Source organism: Streptomyces sp. Ncost-T10-10d (assembly GCF_900091955.1).
GTDB lineage: Bacteria > Actinomycetota > Actinomycetes > Streptomycetales > Streptomycetaceae > Streptomyces.
Window position 1 is genome coordinate 42,866 of record NZ_FMDF01000048.1, and the last position, 16,206, is coordinate 59,071.

Consider the following 16,206-nt stretch of genomic DNA (forward strand, 5'->3'; position numbering starts at 1 on the left):
CACAGTTCACGGCGGTGCCGACGTGTTCCTCCCCCACCCCCGCAGAACGGGGCCGGGTCCGCGACCGGTACAGCGACCGGCCCTCCAGTCACCCACTCGGTTGTCAGGACGCCGCTGTGTCGGCACCGGCGCGTTCGCGGCCCGCGGACAGCCGGCCGACGAGTTCCGCGGACCGGGTCCTGTACCGCGTCACGGATGCCATCTTGATCTCCTCGTAGCCACGCACGATGTCGGGCAGTGAGGCGATCTCGACGGCCAGGCCGTGGGCGTCCGTGTCGAGATTCCGGCAGACCTCGGTGATCGTGGCCTCGTACTCGACGACCAGGGCCCGTTCCGTGCGCCGCACGCGCGCCGCTCCGAAGGGGTCCAGGCGCGTGCCACGGAGCCTGCGCATCGCGGCGAGGGCTCGGAAGACCGGCTTGAACCAGGGGCCGAGTTCGATCTTGCGGTTCATGCCGAGTGCCCGCAGGACGGGCGGGTGGAGACGGTAGGACATCCGTGCGCCGTCCCCGAAGCGGGCCTTCACCTCTCGCTCCACCTCGGGGTCGAGGGAGAGCCGGGCCACCTCGTACTCGTCCTTGTACGCCATCAGCTTGTGCAGGTACCTGGCCACTGCCTCGGTGAGTGCGGTCGAGCCGGGGACACGCTCGCACTCGGTCCGGCGGACCTGTGCGACGAAACGGGCGTACCTCGTCGCGTAGGCGGCGTTCTGGTACGCGATGAGATCCGGTACGCGGACCTCCAGGAGCCGGGCGAGCTCCGACCCGGGGGTGGCTCCGACCAGTTCGAGGGTGTGCCGGGCCTCGGCGGACAGGCCACGCCCCGACTTCGCCGGGGTGACACGCCCCTCCAGGAGGTCGGCGAAGGCTCCGGGGGCGGCGACGGCCTGGCGGCCGAGACGGAACGCCTTGATGTTGGCTTCGGCCTTCACGCCGTTGAGGGTGATCGCCTCCTCGATGGCGTGGGCCGGCAGCGGCAGCCCGCCGGTCTGGTAGGCCACGCCGGTGAGCAGGAGATTGGCGAACTGGTCCTCGCCCAGCAGGTCGTTCGCGAGTCGGCGCGCGTCGAGGAAGACCGTGTCCTTGGCCTCTGCCCTGATCCGTTCCTTGAGAGGTTCGGCAGGCGGGAACGACGCCTCGGGGTCGATCACCATCTGTCCGGTCGGGACCTCTGCCGTGGAGACGACCGCCACCGTTCGCGCCGGGGCGGCCGCCGTCAGATGTCCGGGTTCCGCGGCGACGAGCAGGTCACAGCCGAGGTAGAGATCGCACTCGTCCCGGGCCGCCTTGCCGGCCTGTTCCGTCGCCTCCTTGGTGATTTTGATGTCGGAGACGACCGCGCCGCCCTTCTGGGCCATGCCGGTCTGGTCGAGGGCCCGGACGTGCAGGCCCGCGAGCGAGGCCGCGGTGCTGAGGATCTGCGCGAGGGTGACCACCCCGGAGCCTCCGACGCCTGTGATCCGGATGGTGTGGGAAGCCGGTACGACGGGGTCCGGATCGGGCAGCGCGGTGCCGTCCGGCATCGCGGCGGGAGTGAAATCGGTCTTTCCCCCGGCGGGGACGACGGTGAGGAAGGAGGGGCAGTCCCCCGCCAGACAGGCGTAGTCCTTGTTGCAGGAGGACTGATCGATCCGGGTCTTGCGGCCGTACTCGGTGTCGACGGGCTGCACGGAGAGGCAGTTGGACTGCTGTCCGCAGTCGCCGCACCCCTCGCACAGCCGCTCGTTGATCAACGCGCGCTCGGTGGGTTCGGGCACAAGGCCACGCTTGCGCTTGCGCCGGAGTTCCGTCGCGCATTCCTGGTCGTGGATGAGCAGGGTCACGCCGGGGGTCCGGGCAAGCACCTCCTGGGCCTCGGCCAGCCGGTCGCGGTGCCAGACGGCCACGCCCTTCGGAAGCGTGGCCTTCCGGTAGCGCTTGACGTCCTCGGTCGTAACGATGATGCGCTCGACACCTTCCGCCAGCAGCCCTTGGGCGATCGCGGGCACGGGCATGACGCCGACGGGCTGCTGTCCGCCGGTCATCGCCACCGCCGAGTTGTGGAGCAGCTTGTACGTGACGTTCACCCCGGCCGAGACCGCCGCCCGGATGGCGAGACTTCCGGAGTGGTGGAAGGTGCCGTCGCCGAGATTCTGAATCAGGTGGTCGCGTTCGAGGAACGGCTGCATACCGATCCACTGGGCGCCCTCGCCTCCCATCTGGGTCATGCCGATCACGTCCCCGGCCTGGGAAGGGTCCATGAGTGTGACCATGGCGTGGCAGCCGATCCCCGCCCGACGGCGGCGCCCTCGGGTGCCTTGGTCGAGAGGTTGTGGGGGCAGCCGGAACAGAAGTAGGGGGTGCGGCTCAGCACAGGCAGGAGTGGCAGCGGCCTGCGCCGGGCCGTCGCCCGAATGGTGTTCAACCAGCTCTGTACGGTGGGGAGTTCACCCAGTGCGTTCAGACGGGGCGCAAGCCGGGCGGCGACGGTGTCGGGGTCGAGTTCTCCGTCGAGGGGGAAGAGGACCGAACCGTCGGGTGCGCGCTTGCCGGAGACGGACGGCTGGTCGCCGCGCCCGTAGAGCAGGTCCTTGAGGGCGGTCTCGATGAGCGGCCGCTTCTCCTCCACGACAACAATGTGCCGCAGCCCCCTCGCGAACCGCTCGACGATCGTGGGTTCCAGCGGATGGATCATGCCTAGGTGCAGCAGGCGCACACCGCGGCGCTCCAGTTCGGTTTCGTCGAGTCCGAGGATGCGCAGGGCCTGGCGGAGGTCGAGGAACGTCTTGCCTGCCGCGACGATGCCTATGCGGTCGTCGGGGGTCGTCCTGGTGATCCGGTTGAGGTTGTTGGCGAGGGCGTAGCGGCGGGCGATCTCGAGGCGGGCGCCGTCCCGGCTGCGTTCCAGGTCGCCGAGGGCCGGTTGCAGCATCCGGGTGCCGACGGTGTGGCGGTACGGCACTCCGTCGGCCGTGAGGTCCGGGACGACCGGTGCGATCCGTCCGGCGCTCACGTCGACGGTGCCGGAACCGTCCGCGACCGCCGTCACGATTTTCAGCGCCACCCACAGGCCGGCTGCCCGGGACATCGCCACGCCGTGCAGTCCGAAGTCGAGCGCTTCCTGCGGGTCGGACGGGTAGAGCGTGGGCAGGCCCAGGTCGGCGAGGAGCAGTTCGGAGGCGCCGGGCACGGTCGACGACTTGGCGGCGGGGTCGTCGCCGACCAGGGCGAGTGCACCGCCGTCGGGGTGGGTGCCCATCAGGTTGTTGTGCCGGATGGCGTCCGAGGCGCGGTCGAGGCCCGGGGACTTGCCGTACCAGATCGCGGTGATGCCGTCGACGCGCTTGTCCGGCTGCGCTGCGGCGAGTTGGGTGCCCTGGACGGCCGTCGCCGCGAGTTCCTCGTTGACGCCGGGGCGGAAGACGATGTCGTACTCGTCGAGAAGGGGGCGGCAACGGGCGAGCTCCATGTCGTATCCGGCGAGCGGCGAGCCCTCGTATCCGGAGATGAATCCCGCGGTGCTGCGGCCCTCGCGACGGTCGGCGCGGCGGATGTCGAGCGGCAGACGGGCGAGCGCCTGGATGCCCGTGAGGTGGAGGGTGCCCTCCTCGCGCACGTATCGGTCCTGAAGCGTGGGACGGGGGCCGGTTGCTTTCTGAGGGGTCACCACTGTGTTTCCTCCGGGGGCATCTGTGGTTGTCGGGGCGGGCGAGGAGTCGGTCCCGTACGAGGGGGGCGGCGGCCGAGGCGGCCGTGTCGGCAGGGCGCAGCCGCGATGTGTGGGGCGGGACGGCGGGCGTCGGCCGGCACAGGTCGGCGCTGGTCGATACCGGTCGGCGTCGGCCGGAGCCGAGGCATCCGTGGGGCAGGTGTGGCAGACCCGGCGACCGAACTCGGCCTTCCGGGCCGGAAGGCTGCGGCGAAGAGACTCCGGGCGGGGGCCGGGAGCGCCGGGCTCGCGGCCCGGCGCTCCGCTCGCGGTCCGCGCCGCAACAGCGCCTGTCTTTCGGAGCGGACCGAACCGGCCCTAGGAGGGCCCGCCCGCGTCGAGCAGGGCGGCGAGCGCGGACGCAGGGGTTGATCCCTCGGCGCTGTGCCACGCGATGTGGCCGTCCGGTCGGACGAGGAGTGCTCCGTCCTCACCGATCCTGAGCAGTTTCGGACAGTAGCCGTCCGGGCTGGTGACATCCCGGCCGATCACGACGGTCTGTTTGGCCACGCCTTCCCCGGTCTCCGCGAAGGCATCGGCCCAGGCGGCTCCCTCGGGCCCAGTGATGAGGGTGAAGCCCGGCATGAGGAGGTCGTGCGTCGACACCCGTTCCTCGTCACGTTCGACCCAAGCGTGCGGAAGTCGCGCGCCGCGGACGGCAGTCGGTGTGTAGTCGGTGGCCGAGAGCGGGGCTCCGACGGCGTGTCGGCTCGCCCCGTAGATGTATCCGATCTCCTGGTTGAGCGCGTCGAAGTGCGGGCGCTGCAGAGGAACGGCTTCGGCGATCCGCCTGCGTTCCGCCGCGGCGACCGACGGGTCCGGGCTTTCGAGGCGTGCCGCGATGCCGGCCGTCTCGGGCCCTATGCCGACCTCGGCCATTCTCATGGCGTTGAGCACGCTGTGGCGAGCATGGTCGACGGCGACCGGGCGCCGTTCACGCTCGTAACTGTCGAGCAGGGCGTCGGAGGCGCAGCCCGCCAGCACGGCGGCGAGTTTCCAGCCGAGGTTGTCCGCGTCGGCGAGGCCGCTGTTCATGCCCAGGCCGCCTGTCGGCGGGAACTGGTGCGCCGCGTCGCCGACGAGGAGGACACGGCCGCTGCGGTAGGTCTCGGCGGTCCTGGCCGTCATGGTCCACGGCCCCACGGAGCGGATGTCCACGTCGAGTTCGGTGGTTCCGACGGCGTCCCGGATGATCTGGGCGCACCGTTCGGGCGGGTAGTCCCGCGGCGATTCGGCAGCCGGGTCGAAGCTCCGCTGGAAGGTCCACCGGCGAACGCCGTCCATCCCGATGAGGAGCCCCGGGGAGGCGCTGTTGATCAGCCAGATCAGCAGGGCGGGATCCTGCCCCGTCCATGGGGACAGGTCGGCGTGGAAGTAGATGTTCAGCTGGTGGCCGAGGACCGGAGAGCCGTCCATCGCGATGCCGAGCTTGTCGCGCGTGCCCCCGGTCGCCCCGTCCGCCGCCACGGCATAACGGGTGCGCAGGATCTGCCGCTTGCCCACGCCTTCCACGGTGACGTCGACCGAATCGCCATGGTCCGTCACCTCCACGACGGGGGTGCTGTAGTGGACGGTGGCCATGCCCTGGGCGAGGACGGCGTCGAGGAGGTGCCGCTGCACACGGTCCTGGGCGCAGGAGGTGAGCTTCTCGGCGGAGGCGTGGACCCGGCGCAGGAGTTGGTCCTCCGGCCCTTCGACGAGGTCGATCCGGCCCAGGGGTTCCCCGGCGAGGGTCTGTTTCCACAGGATCGTGCCGGCCCGCACCGGGTCGACCGCGTCCGCGCGGACGGCATCCGCGATGCCCCAGGTGCGGAACAGTTCCATGGACCGGGTATTGACGACGTGGGCCCGAGGGTGCGGATTGACCCCGTCGTACTGTTCGAAGACCGTGCTGCGGACGCCATGCCGGCCCAGTACCAGCGCGGTGGCCAGGCCCACGGGGCCGGCTCCGATGATGACGACCGGGGTGTCGATGGCGGTCATGAGCGCCTGACCAGTTCGGCGAAGGATTCGCCCGAATCGAAGCGGCGCACCAGGTCGTCGGGGTCGAACTCGACGCCGATCGGATTGGCTTCGAAGGCTCCGGACCGGAACCACTCGTCGAGGGCTTCCTCGGTGGCGAAGTTATCGATCTGGAGTTCGATGTGATTGCCGTCGGGATCCTCGAAGTACATCGAGGTGGTCGGACCGTGGTTGATGCACCAGAAGGGGAGGATGCCGTCCCCCTTCAGCCGTTGGTACGTGCCGAGCAGATCGCCGATCGCGGCGTAGGTGAATGCCGCGTGATGCAGACCGGTGTGCGCGTCCGTCGGGCGCTCGGACGCTCCGGTGGCGACCAGCGCGACACGGTGGTGTTCGTCGTCGTAGGTCAGGAAGGCGAGGGCGTCATTGGCAAAGGTGACGCGGCCTTCGAGAACGCGTAGGTACCACTCGGTCATGACCGGCAGACGGCCGGTACGCAGGACGATGTGGGCGAGTTTGCCTGGAGAAGCCATGGGACAGCGACCTCCTCATCGAGGGCATGACAGCCCTCTTGGCTGCCATACAAGAGAACCTTAGGCAAGCTCTTGTATGGCAGTCAAGAGATCGCGTTCAGCGCGTCGCCGCGACGGCCACCAGCGCCTCCATGAGGAGGTCGATGAACTCTTCGGTCGGCCGGTCCAACTCCCGGGCACTGACCAGCAGCCCCTCGAACAGCACATGCGCCATGTCCGCCACGGGTGCGATGTCGGCCCCCTCGGACAGCCGGCTCGCGACGGCCGCCAGAAGGCGGCCCTCCAGCCAGTCCCGCATACGGGAGTAGACGTCGGCGAGGGCCGGCGACTCGTCCATGCGGTCGTACGCCTCCCGGTGCAGTCCGCGATACGGCTCCAGGTCGGCAAGGAACGTCACCAGCTGCCGCCGTGGATCACCCCCGATCACGGGGTCCACCTCGACATGCTCCCGCTCACGCAGGAAGAGGCGGTCCAGGGCGGCGGCGAACAGGTCGTCCTTGGTCGGGAAGTACCAGCGCACGGCATTGGCCGCAACGCCGGCCGCCTTGCCGACCTCGGCCAGACTGGTCCCCTTGTACCCCTGGACGGCGAAGAGCTCCCAGGCACTGTCGACCAGGACGGCCTCGCGCTCGGCTTTCGGGATCTGCTGACGGTTCCGTGGCATAGCAACCAAGCCTAGGCGGCGCACCCTCGCCCCCATCCCCGGCATCGGGGAACACCGACCCGGCAGCCGATGAACTCTTGACTCCGGAACAAGAACACTCTTGACTCATGACCAAGAGAAGGTGTCCTCAACACGCGGGAGTCCGTGATGCGCCTGTACAGCACAGCCCTGGGCATCGCCAGGGAGGAGAGCCCCGGCGAGCTCTCCGTACTCGACCTCCCCTTCGACGACCTGGGCGCCCTCCTGCACGGACCGGGTATCGCCGCCGCGCGCGCGGCGACGGTCGTCCGGCGGGTCGCTCTCGACGAGGTCCGGGTGCACGCCCCCGTTGCCCGGCCCGGGAAGATCCTGATCGTCGGCCTCAACTACCGCAGCCACGCCGAGGAGGCGCTGGAGATGTTCGCCGCGATGGGGCGGCCCGGCATCACCCTGCCGACGGAGCCGAATTTCCAGGTGGTCGCCGGATCCGCGGTCACCGCCCCGGGCGCGGACATCCGCCTGCCGGCCGTCGCGGCCGGCCAGGTCGACTACGAGGGCGAGGTGGCCGCCGTGATCGGCAGGCCCGCGAGCGCCGTCTGCGCCGCCGATGCGGAGAGCCATCTCGCCGGCCTGACCATCGCCAACGATGTCTCCGCGCGCGATATCCAGCAGCGCGCCATGTCGGGCGATCCGACCGCGTCCATCGGCGTGGCCAAGAGCTTCGACACCTTCAAGCCGCTCGGCCCCTGCCTGGTCACCCCGGACGAGTTCGCCGACCCACTCGACCTGAGGCTGCGCACCCTGGTCAACGGTGACGTACGCCAGGACGACCGCACCAGCAGCTTCATCCACGGCGTGGCCGGGCTGATCTCCTACCTCTCCCGCTACCAGACCCTCGAACCCGGAGACGTGATCCTCACGGGAACACCGCGCGGCGCCGGCGTCTTCTCCGGTCGCCATCTGCGCCCGGGCGATGTCGTCGAGGTCGAGGTCGAAAACATCGGCACGCTCCGCAACCGCGTGACGACCGCCCCCGAGGACGGGAGCACGGGCGCATGACCGGCAGGACACACCGTACGAGCCGCTCCTCCCCGACGGCGGCGTCACCGGGCTGATACCGCTCAATGCGGGCAGCACCGAACCGGGCGGGCGGCGGGACTGAACCGCGTACCGCCCTGCCCCCCCCCGGAAACGACGCGCGTGGATCAGGAGTAGAAGTTGCGCTGCCACCGGTGCTTGGCCATCAGGGCGAGCTGGTCGGCGGTGAGCGCACGCCCGTCGCTCACCGCCGTGTTGCGCTCGACGTTGCGTACGGTGCGCATGCCGGGGATGACGGTGGAGACCGCCGGCGAACTCAGTACGAACCGCAACGCGTTCTCAGCGACCTCATCGGGTGCGATGCCGAGGTCGGCGACGATCGCGGCCACCCGCTGTTCGACCTGGGCCGGCCGGTCGTCGCGGAAGTAGCGGTTGCGCCAGTCGCCCTCGGGGAACGTCGTACCGGCGGTGATCCGGCCGGTGAGGCCGCCCTCGTCCAGCGCGACCCGCACGATGACACCGACGCCGTGCTCCTCACAGGCGGGCAGCAGCGCGTCGGCGGGCGCCTGGTCGAAGAGGTTGTAGATGACCTGCACGCTGTCCACGGCACCGCTGCGTACCAGGGCCAGCGCGTTGTGGGGCTGGTGGTCGTTGATGGAGACACCGAACAGGCGGATCTTCCCCTCCTGCTTCAGTTCGGCGATCGTCTCCAGCCAGTCGCCTCGGCCGACCCAGTCATCGCTCCAGACGTGGAACTGCACTACGTCGAAATGGTCCAGGCCGCTGATGCGCAGACTGGTCTCCAGGCTTGCGCGGATGTGCTCGCCCGGAAACGTCTCGGCCGGGTCCAGACCGTCGGGCGCCGGCCACATTCCGTTCCTCGGCGGCACCTTGGTGGCGACGAGCACCTCGTCGGCCCGCTCGCGGACGACCCGGCCGACGATTCGCTCGCTCTCCCCGTAGCCGCGGGCGGTGTCGACGAAGTTCACGCCGAGGTCGATGGCCCGGTGCAGGGCGCGTACGGATTCGTCCTCCGTGGCACCCACCCAGGCGGACTCACCGATGCCCCAGGCGCCGTAACCGATCTCGGAGACGGACACTCCACTGCGTCCCAGCTCGCGATAGCGCACAATCACCCTCCACGTCATGGTCCTCGCCCTGGACGGGCCGAGGCCTCCGGCAGGAATCACGACGACGATAGGCGACCGGGGCGGCGTGGTCAGGCGGGTTTCCGCGTCAATGCGGAGGTGCAGGTGCCCGCGATGCCCGCGCGCTCCGCACCGGATCGTGTGACGTCCGAAACCGCGGAAGACCGCTTTCACAGGCCTGCGGGCAAGCGCCGACGCCCTGGCCCGAGGCCCAGAAGGAGGCCATCGAGAAGGTCTCGGCCGTGATCTGCCGGACCCATGGCTGGAGCGGGCGTTCCGTCATCGGTCACGGGGAGTGGCAGCCGGGCAGGCAGGACCCGCGCGGCTTCACAATGGGCGGCATGCGTTCCCGCATCGCCGACCGCCTGCGGAGCCACAAGCCGGGCGGTGGCGGAAGCCCTGAACCGCCGACCGAGCCGCGGCCCGAGTACGAGCCGTTCCCCGGCTCGGCCTTCTTCCCGGCCGGCCGCCACGACGAGCGGATAACTGCCCTGGGCAAGCGCCTGGTCGCGGAGGGCTGCGGCCGTTACGAGGGCCCCGGCCCGAGTGGACCGACGCGGACCGCAAGTCCCGCGCGGTGTGGCAGCACAAGCTCGGCTACCGGGGCAAGGACGCGGACGGCGTGCCGGGCAAGGCCGGTTGGGACAGGCCGAGGGTGCCGGCGTCGCGGTCGGGCAGCCGGACCGCCGCCGACGGCGGCAGCTCTCAGCGAGCGGCGAGGTCTTGGGCTGTTCGGATGATGTGGATGCGTGAGATGCCTGCGTTGTCGAGGAGTTCGGACGGAGTTCCGGAGCCCGGCAGGTTGCGCACGGCGAGGTGGACGACTGCAGGGGCCAGCCGCTGTGCGGCGAGTGCGGACAGCACGGCCTCACCCATACCGCCTTCGGGGTGGTGGTCCTCGACGACGACCAGTGCGCCGGTTTCCTGGGCGGCGCGGGCGAGCATGTCGAGGTCCAGAGGCTTGACGGAGTACAGGTCGACAACCCGGACGGGGATGTTCTCGGCGGCGAGCTGGTCGGCGGCGGCGAGGCATTCGTGGAGGGTGACGCCGGCGCCGATGAGGGTGACCTTGTCGCTGTCGCTCGCGCGCAGGGTCTTGGACCCGCCCACGGGGAAGGTTTCGTCGGGGGCGTAGAGAACGGGGTAAGCGCCCCGGGTGGTACGGAGGTAGGAGATGCCGTCCAGGTAGGCCATTGCGGCGGTCAGAGCGGCAGCGGATGTGGCGTCGCTGGGGTAGAGCACGGTGGAGCCATGAACGGCGCGCATCATGGCGATGTCTTCCAGGCCCATCTGGGAGGGACCGTCCGCGCCGATCTCGACACCGCAGTGGGTCCCGCACAGGCTCATGGAGATCTGGGAGACGGCCGCCATACGGATGAAGTCATGGGCTCGGGTGAGGAAGGCGGCGAAGGTGGTGGCATAGGGGCGGTAGCCGCGTGCGGCCATACCGACCGCGCCGGCGATCATCTGCTGTTCGGCGATGTACATCTGGAAGTACCGCTCGGGATGTGCCTTGCCGAAATCCTCCGCGTGGGTGGAGTTGCCCACCTCGGCGTCCAGGGCCACGATGTCGGGCCGGGCGCCGATCGCGGCGAGCGCCTTGCCGAAGGCGACGCGGGTGGCGACGGTGTCGCCGACCTCGAAGTGCGGCAGCGTCACCTCCACGGGAGCGGCCGGGGCACTGCGGGTGGCGGCGGGCGGCTGGGGGCCGCGGACGGTGAGGTGGCGTACGCCGCCCAGTTCGGTGATGGCGCGTGCGGCGAGATCGTCGGGCAGTGCCTTGCCGTGCCAGCCCTCGGCGTCCGCGACCTCGAACACGCCCTGACCCTTGATGGTCTTGGCGACGATGACGGTGGGGGCCTGCCCGTCGTCCGCGGCGGCCAGGGCTTGTTCGACGGCCACGAGGTCATGGCCGTCGACGACCAGGGCGCGACAGCCGAAGGCTTCGGCACGGCGGGCGTAGGCACCGGTGTCCCAGCCCAGCTCCGTGGGGCCGCGCTGGCCGAGGCGGTTGACGTCGATGATCGCGACGAAGTTGGCCAACCGGTGGCGACCCGCCTTGTCCAGAGCTTCCCACACCGACCCTTCGGTCATTTCGCTGTCACCGCACAGCACCCACACACGGTACGGCTGGTGCTCCAGGTCCCGTCCGGCGAGCGCGATGCCGACACCGTAGGCGATGCCCTGGCCCAGGGAGCCGGTGGCCGCATCCACCCAGGGCAGGACCGGAGTGGGGTGGCCCTGCAGTCGGGCGCCGTCGCGGCGGTAGGTGGTCATCAGTTCCTCTTCGTCGATCGCACCGGCGGCGAGGAACATCGCGTACAGCAGGGGGGAGGCGTGCCCCTTGGAGAAGATCAGGTGGTCGTTGGCCGGGTTCTTCGGGTTCTGCCAGTCGTAGCGCAGCTGGCGTGTCATGAGGACGGCCATCAGATCGGCGGCGGACAGGCTGGAGGTGGGGTGGCCGGAGCCGACGGCGGTGCTGGCGCGAACGGAGTCCACGCGCAGCTGCTGAGCCAGCTCGAAGACCTGGTCCAGGCCGCTGTCGGGCCCGAGGGAGACAGTGGGGGTGTTCTCGACCGACATCGCGGCTTCCTCTCGTGTCCTGCGTTCTGATCCGGTCGTCGACGGCTTGCCGGCTCGCGGGCCGCGCGCAGAGGCTGCGTGGGGCGCCTGTGCCCTTGCCGACCGTATGTCCGTGGTGCGGTGGCCGCGATCTGAAGGCGTGCCGGTCAGAGGGTGCGGTCCAGGAGCGCCGTCAGTGCTTTCCAGTGGCGTTCGTCCGCTGTGCTGTCGTAGGCGGCGGTGTCTGCCTGGGTGAAGCCGTGGTGCGCCCCGGGGTAGACCTCGCTGCGGTGGCGCACGCCCGCTGCGGTGAGGGCCTCGTCGAGGCGGTTGATCTGCTCGGGGGGCAGCGAGGGGTCCTGGTCGGCATGGCCGAAGTACAGCTCCGCGGTGATCCGGTCGGCGACAAGGTGCGGGCTGTCGGCAGCATCGGTGGCCAGGCGCCCGCCATGGAAGCCGGCCACGGCCGCGACCCGTTCCGGGTAGGTTCCGGCGGTACGCAGGGCAAGGCCGGCGCCCATGCAGTAACCCGTGATACCGACCGGCCCGTCGGTGGCCAGGGGGCAGTCTGTCAGCCAGGCCAGGTAGGCGGCGGCATCGCGCATCGCCAGATCGGGTGTCAGTGACTGCATGATCGGGCCGAGACGCTCGAAGATCTCCGGGCGTCGGGCCGGGTCGATGAAGTCGGGCAGCTCGACCACCGGCGCTCGCCCATGACGGTGGAAGACGTTGGGGACCAGGACGGTGTAGCCGGCTTCGGCAAGACGATCGGCCATCTTCTTCAGGTGAGGACGGAGTCCGAAGGCGTCCATGTAGAGCAGGACCCCGGCGTGAGGACTTCCGTCGTCGGGATGGGTCAGGTAGGCGTCGGCAGTGCCGTCCGGTGTGGGGATGTCCACGGATGTTCCGCGCACGGAGGTCATGGGCGGTTCTCTTTTCTCCTGCGGTCCCTCCGCGCTCGGGGCCGGAGGAACGAAGGGCTGCGGTTGCAGTCAGTGATCGTAAGCGGTCAGTGACCGCTCGGCCGGTTGGCCGGTCGGGTCGACAGGGAAACCGTGCAGAAGACTTCATCACCGCCGCCGGGTGGCCGACCGTGGCGACGTCTCGAAGCCGTTCCCGGCTCAGGACCGATGCAGCATGGGGTGCCATCGCTCGGGCACCGTGTCGCCGTACTCGATGCCGGTGGCGCCGATGTGGACGGCCAGCTCGTCGAGTTGCCCGGTGACCGCCCGGCGCAGCACCGCCGTCGGCTTGATGCCGGTCTCCAGGTACAGGCCCTCGATCAGCAGGACTCCTCGACTCCGGTCGAAACGAGGAGCGGCCCGGCCGACCAGGCGGTCGCCGTGCAGGATCGGCAACAGGTAGTAGCCGTACTGCCGTTTGGCCTTCGGTATGTACATCTCGTTGCGGAAGGCGAAGCCCCACAGCCGTTCGGTGAGGCGCCGGTCGTTGATCAGGTTGTCGAACGGCGACAGCACCGCGGTTCGCCCCTGCCAGTGGCCTGCGCGGATCGCCTCCAGTTCGCCCAGTGCATCGGCATGCACGTACCACGTCTCGGACGGGGGACCTCCACCGTCGACCCGCACCGGCACGACACGGCCCTGTTCCGTCAGCGTGCGGAGCACGCCTGCCAGACCGGTGTACTTCCCGCGAAGAAAATACTGTTTGATGTCCAGCGGGCGGGCGACCCCGAGGGCGCGCAGGGTGTGCTCCGTGGCCATGGACACCATCTCGGCCGACGACACCGCCGGCCGGTCGGCGCCGGCCGGCAGGCAGGCGCCGGGAAGCCCCCACAACCGCTGCCCCGCAGCGCGGCCGGCCACCATGATCCGGCCCTGGAGCCAGAGGAACGTCAGCATCCGCTCGACATTGCGGCCGGCTGTCCATCCGGTCGAGGCCCAGTCGACCACCGCGCAGTCCTCGAACGCATCGGTGGGCAGGGGTGCGCCTTCGCCGAGCCGATGCAGCACGTGCTCGCGAAGCCGGTCGTTGGCGGCCATCCACTTCGCGGTGTACGACAGGTTCGGCGGAGGATATGCGTCCATCGAAACCCGGTGTATCGGGTAGTCTTCGGTGAGTACCACGGCCGCGGCGTGCGCCCAGTACTCGAACAGCCACCGGTCCTGCCACCACAGGCCGGAGAAGAGAGAGCCGGCCCGTGGTCCGAGGCGGCTCCACAGGACCAGCTCATGGCTCGGCGCCACGACGTTGACGGGGTCCAGTTGCACATAGCGCAGTGCCCGGAGAACGGTGCGCAGGCTCGCCGCGTCCGCCGGCGGTCGAGGGCCGGCCAGGTGCTGCCGCGAGAGGGCCAGACGGCGTGCATCCGCCTGACTGACCGTCAGGAGCCGCTGGGGCGTGGGCATCGTGGGACTCCTTGCTCCGTCACCTGAGCCCGTGGGCGAGCCGTCGGACGGCCCACCCTACGGTGTCCGGCCAGTCGGTGTACCCATGGGGCGACAGTGGTCCCGGTCATCTCGGCACCGAGTCGGGCGCACTACAGGTGGTGTCCCCGGGCTGCCGGACTTTCGACTCGGTATCGTCGTCCGACATCCTCGGTGAACCGACAGACCTGGCACGGACAGCAGGGGCGGTCTCCGGTGGGGAGCCATGACGGTGAAGGATTCGAAAGACCGATGACGGACAACTCCGACATGATCGACTTCGTTCGGGCGCGTCTTGCTGAGGAAGAACAGATTGCGCAAGCGGCAGGCGGCGACAGCTGGCGGTGCCCGGCCGACGTGCCCGGCGAAGTGCACGACCGGTCCGGCGCCATCGCGTTCAGCGTGCGGAATCTCGGCTTCGACCAGCACATCGCCTTCCAGGACCCTGCGCGCACACGCCGCCGCATCGAAACGAGCAGAGTTCTTCTCAACGAGTACGCGGAGATCGCCGACAAGGACACCGACCGCCCCGACCACGACTTCCCGTCCGGCCGCGCCGTCGGGCTCGGTTTCGCCGTCCGGCAAATGGCCGCAGAGCATGCCGGCCACCCCGACTACCGGGCCAAGTGGCTGCCGCGGTTCATCCATTAGCGCCAGGCCACTGCCATGGGGCGCAGGGGAACGACTGCGCCCCTCCGCCTCCGGGTTGCCGGCCCTTCCGGACACCGCCCGGGCGCCCGGCGGCGTCCGGCGCCCTGCTTCCTTGCCGCCCTTGTCCCCCCGATCCCGTACACCGTCGCCCGGCACGCCCGGCAGGTCGCCGAGCGCCTCGTCCATCAGGTCGTCGCCGCGCGCGCCGATCGTGTGCGAACTTATTCAGAACCGGGGGTATATATCGCCATGTCGCTGATCCGGGGATTCACCGAAAGGAGCGGTTGCCATGGAGCGGACCACATGCTGTGTGGTGGGCGGTGGCCCCGCCGGAATGGTGCTCGGGCTGTTGCTGGCCCGGGCGGGGGTGGCGGTCACGGTCCTGGAGAAGCACGGCGACTTCCTGCGCGACTTCCGCGGTGACACCGTGCATCCGTCCACCCTGGCGCTGCTGGAGGACCTCGGGCTGGCCGGGCAGTTCGGCCGATTGCCGCAGCGGCGGGTGACGTCGGTACAGCTGCCGCTCGGCCCGGACCGTTCGCTGGTCACCGTCGGAGACATCGGCGCGCTACGGGGCAAGTACAACTACATCGCGATGGTGCCCCAGTGGGATCTGCTCAACCTCCTCGTGGACGAGGCCGGGCGGGAGCCGTCGTTCTCCGTGCGAATGAACACCGAGGCGACCTCTTTCCTGATGGAGCGCACGGGGGTCCCCGCTGGTCGAGCGAAGCCGAGAGCTCGGGGGAGGGTCACGGGTGTCCGGTACCGCACGTCGGACGGCCGTACCGGTGAGCTGCGGGCCACCCTCACCGTGGCCTGCGACGGCCGGGGTTCGCTGGCCAGGTCGCTGCCCGAACTGGGACTGCGGACGTTCGCCTGCCCGATGGACGCCTGGTGGTTCCGGCTGCCGCGGCGGGAGGGCGACCCGCACGGGCTCGTGGGCGGCGCCGGCGGCCGGTTCCTCACCGCCATGATCGACCGCGGGGACTACTGGCAGTGCGCCGCACTGATCCCCAAGGGAACCAACGCCCAGCGCCGCGCCGCCGGCCTCGACCGGTTCATGGGCGAATTCACGGCCGCTGTCCCCTGGCTTGCGGACCGGGCGCACGCGCTCGGGTCGTGGGACGACGTGAAGCTGCTCGATGTACGGCTCGACCGCCTACGGCGCTGGCACCGCCCGGGACTGCTGTGCATCGGCGACGCGGCACACGCGATGTCACCGGTCTTCGGCATCGGCATCAACCTCGCTGTCGAGGACGCGGTGGCCGCCGCCCGGTATCTCGTCGAACCGCTGCGCGCGGGCGCGGTCGGCCTGCGGACCGTACGCCGTGTCCAGCGCCGCCGCTGGCCCACTACCGCCGCGACGCAGGCCCTTCAGCGCTTCGCCCACACGAACGTCATCGAACCGGTCCTGTCGGGCCGCCCGGCGTTCGGCGACCCGAAGCGCGCCCAGCGGCTGAGCGAGCTCATCACGACCTCACGGTGGCTGAACCGCCTGCCGGCGTACTTCCTCGCCTACGGCGCCCTGCGCGAGCGCCCGCCGGCCGCATCAGTGCGCTGAACCCGCCCGCCACGCGGCCACCTGCCATGGCCCGTTA

General features: G+C 70.1%; 12 protein-coding genes and 1 pseudogene. 4 read left to right on the forward strand and 9 right to left on the reverse strand.

Going from position 1 to position 16,206, the window contains the following annotated elements:
• Positions 1–103: 103 nt before the first annotated feature.
• The 5 genes from GA0115254_RS45665 to GA0115254_RS06225 all read right to left on the reverse strand — a co-directional run bounded on the left by GA0115254_RS45665 (position 104) and on the right by GA0115254_RS06225 (position 6,846).
• Positions 104–2,239, reverse strand: coding sequence for an indolepyruvate ferredoxin oxidoreductase family protein (locus GA0115254_RS45665; protein WP_256102420.1), 2,136 nt, complete (start codon positions 2,237–2,239; stop codon positions 104–106).
• The gene (locus tag GA0115254_RS45670) at positions 2,212–3,645 is read right to left on the reverse strand and encodes a hypothetical protein (protein ID WP_256102421.1); all 1,434 of its coding nucleotides are present in this window, start codon (positions 3,643–3,645) and stop codon (positions 2,212–2,214) included. Before GA0115254_RS45670 ends, GA0115254_RS45665 begins: the two co-directional genes overlap by 28 nt.
• Positions 3,646–4,005: 360 nt before the next feature.
• The gene (locus tag GA0115254_RS06215) at positions 4,006–5,670 is read right to left on the reverse strand and encodes an FAD-dependent monooxygenase (protein ID WP_093894271.1); all 1,665 of its coding nucleotides are present in this window, start codon (positions 5,668–5,670) and stop codon (positions 4,006–4,008) included.
• Positions 5,667–6,182, reverse strand: a complete 516-nt coding sequence (locus GA0115254_RS06220; RefSeq protein ID WP_093894272.1) for a VOC family protein — start codon at positions 6,180–6,182, stop codon at positions 5,667–5,669. The genes GA0115254_RS06215 and GA0115254_RS06220 overlap by 4 nt, the downstream gene beginning before the upstream one ends.
• Before the next feature lie 97 nt (positions 6,183–6,279).
• A complete protein-coding gene (locus GA0115254_RS06225) occupies positions 6,280–6,846 on the reverse strand; it encodes a TetR/AcrR family transcriptional regulator (RefSeq protein ID WP_093894273.1) in 567 nt (188 codons plus the stop codon).
• Positions 6,847–6,993: 147 nt separating this feature from the next.
• On the opposite strand from GA0115254_RS06225, the gene GA0115254_RS06230 reads away from it, so the two are divergent.
• Positions 6,994–7,884, forward strand: coding sequence for a fumarylacetoacetate hydrolase family protein (locus GA0115254_RS06230; RefSeq protein WP_093894274.1), 891 nt, complete (start codon positions 6,994–6,996; stop codon positions 7,882–7,884).
• 146 nt (positions 7,885–8,030) lie between these two features.
• Here GA0115254_RS06230 and GA0115254_RS06235 read toward each other — a convergent pair whose 3' ends face one another.
• On the reverse strand, positions 8,031–8,993 hold the full coding sequence (locus GA0115254_RS06235; protein WP_093894275.1) for an aldo/keto reductase: 963 nt from the start codon (positions 8,991–8,993) through the stop codon (positions 8,031–8,033).
• 200 nt (positions 8,994–9,193) lie between these two features.
• Between GA0115254_RS06235 and GA0115254_RS45675 the strand changes: the two are divergent.
• Positions 9,194–9,672: pseudogene (locus GA0115254_RS45675) on the forward strand (peptidoglycan-binding protein); the annotation flags it as partial.
• A 44-nt stretch (positions 9,673–9,716) separates the two neighbouring features.
• Here GA0115254_RS45675 and GA0115254_RS06245 read toward each other — a convergent pair.
• From GA0115254_RS06245 to GA0115254_RS06255, 3 genes are all read right to left on the reverse strand, one after another.
• On the reverse strand, positions 9,717–11,594 hold the full coding sequence (locus GA0115254_RS06245; RefSeq protein ID WP_093894276.1) for a transketolase: 1,878 nt from the start codon (positions 11,592–11,594) through the stop codon (positions 9,717–9,719).
• A gap of 146 nt (positions 11,595–11,740) precedes the next feature.
• Entirely contained in the window at positions 11,741–12,496 is a 756-nt protein-coding gene (locus GA0115254_RS06250; protein WP_093894277.1) for a dienelactone hydrolase family protein, read from the reverse strand.
• A 198-nt stretch (positions 12,497–12,694) separates the two neighbouring features.
• On the reverse strand, positions 12,695–13,939 hold the full coding sequence (locus tag GA0115254_RS06255; RefSeq protein WP_093894278.1) for a winged helix-turn-helix domain-containing protein: 1,245 nt from the start codon (positions 13,937–13,939) through the stop codon (positions 12,695–12,697).
• A 270-nt stretch (positions 13,940–14,209) separates the two neighbouring features.
• On the opposite strand from GA0115254_RS06255, the gene GA0115254_RS06260 reads away from it, so the two are divergent.
• Together GA0115254_RS06260 and GA0115254_RS06265 are read left to right on the forward strand one after the other, a co-directional pair.
• Complete coding sequence (locus tag GA0115254_RS06260) at positions 14,210–14,608, forward strand: DUF6221 family protein (RefSeq protein ID WP_093894279.1); 399 nt, start codon at positions 14,210–14,212, stop codon at positions 14,606–14,608.
• Positions 14,609–14,897: 289 nt separating this feature from the next.
• Complete coding sequence (locus tag GA0115254_RS06265) at positions 14,898–16,169, forward strand: FAD-dependent oxidoreductase (protein WP_093894280.1); 1,272 nt, start codon at positions 14,898–14,900, stop codon at positions 16,167–16,169.
• Positions 16,170–16,206: the final 37 nt, after the last annotated feature.

Excerpts from the sequence above, each read along its gene's own strand:
- GA0115254_RS45665 (WP_256102420.1), bottom strand. The coding sequence starts at position 2,239 with ATGGACCCTTCCCAGGCCGGGGACGTGATCGGCATGACCCAGATGGGA.
- GA0115254_RS06215 (WP_093894271.1), bottom strand. The coding sequence starts at position 5,670 with ATGACCGCCATCGACACCCCGGTCGTCATCATCGGAGCCGGCCCCGTG.
- GA0115254_RS06220 (WP_093894272.1), bottom strand. The coding sequence starts at position 6,182 with ATGGCTTCTCCAGGCAAACTCGCCCACATCGTCCTGCGTACCGGCCGT.
- GA0115254_RS06225 (WP_093894273.1), bottom strand. The coding sequence starts at position 6,846 with ATGCCACGGAACCGTCAGCAGATCCCGAAAGCCGAGCGCGAGGCCGTC.
- GA0115254_RS06230 (WP_093894274.1), top strand. The coding sequence starts at position 6,994 with ATGCGCCTGTACAGCACAGCCCTGGGCATCGCCAGGGAGGAGAGCCCC.
- GA0115254_RS06245 (WP_093894276.1), bottom strand. The coding sequence starts at position 11,594 with ATGTCGGTCGAGAACACCCCCACTGTCTCCCTCGGGCCCGACAGCGGC.
- GA0115254_RS06250 (WP_093894277.1), bottom strand. The coding sequence starts at position 12,496 with ATGACCTCCGTGCGCGGAACATCCGTGGACATCCCCACACCGGACGGC.
- GA0115254_RS06255 (WP_093894278.1), bottom strand. The coding sequence starts at position 13,939 with ATGCCCACGCCCCAGCGGCTCCTGACGGTCAGTCAGGCGGATGCACGC.
- GA0115254_RS06260 (WP_093894279.1), top strand. The coding sequence starts at position 14,210 with ATGACGGACAACTCCGACATGATCGACTTCGTTCGGGCGCGTCTTGCT.
- GA0115254_RS06265 (WP_093894280.1), top strand. The coding sequence starts at position 14,898 with ATGGAGCGGACCACATGCTGTGTGGTGGGCGGTGGCCCCGCCGGAATG.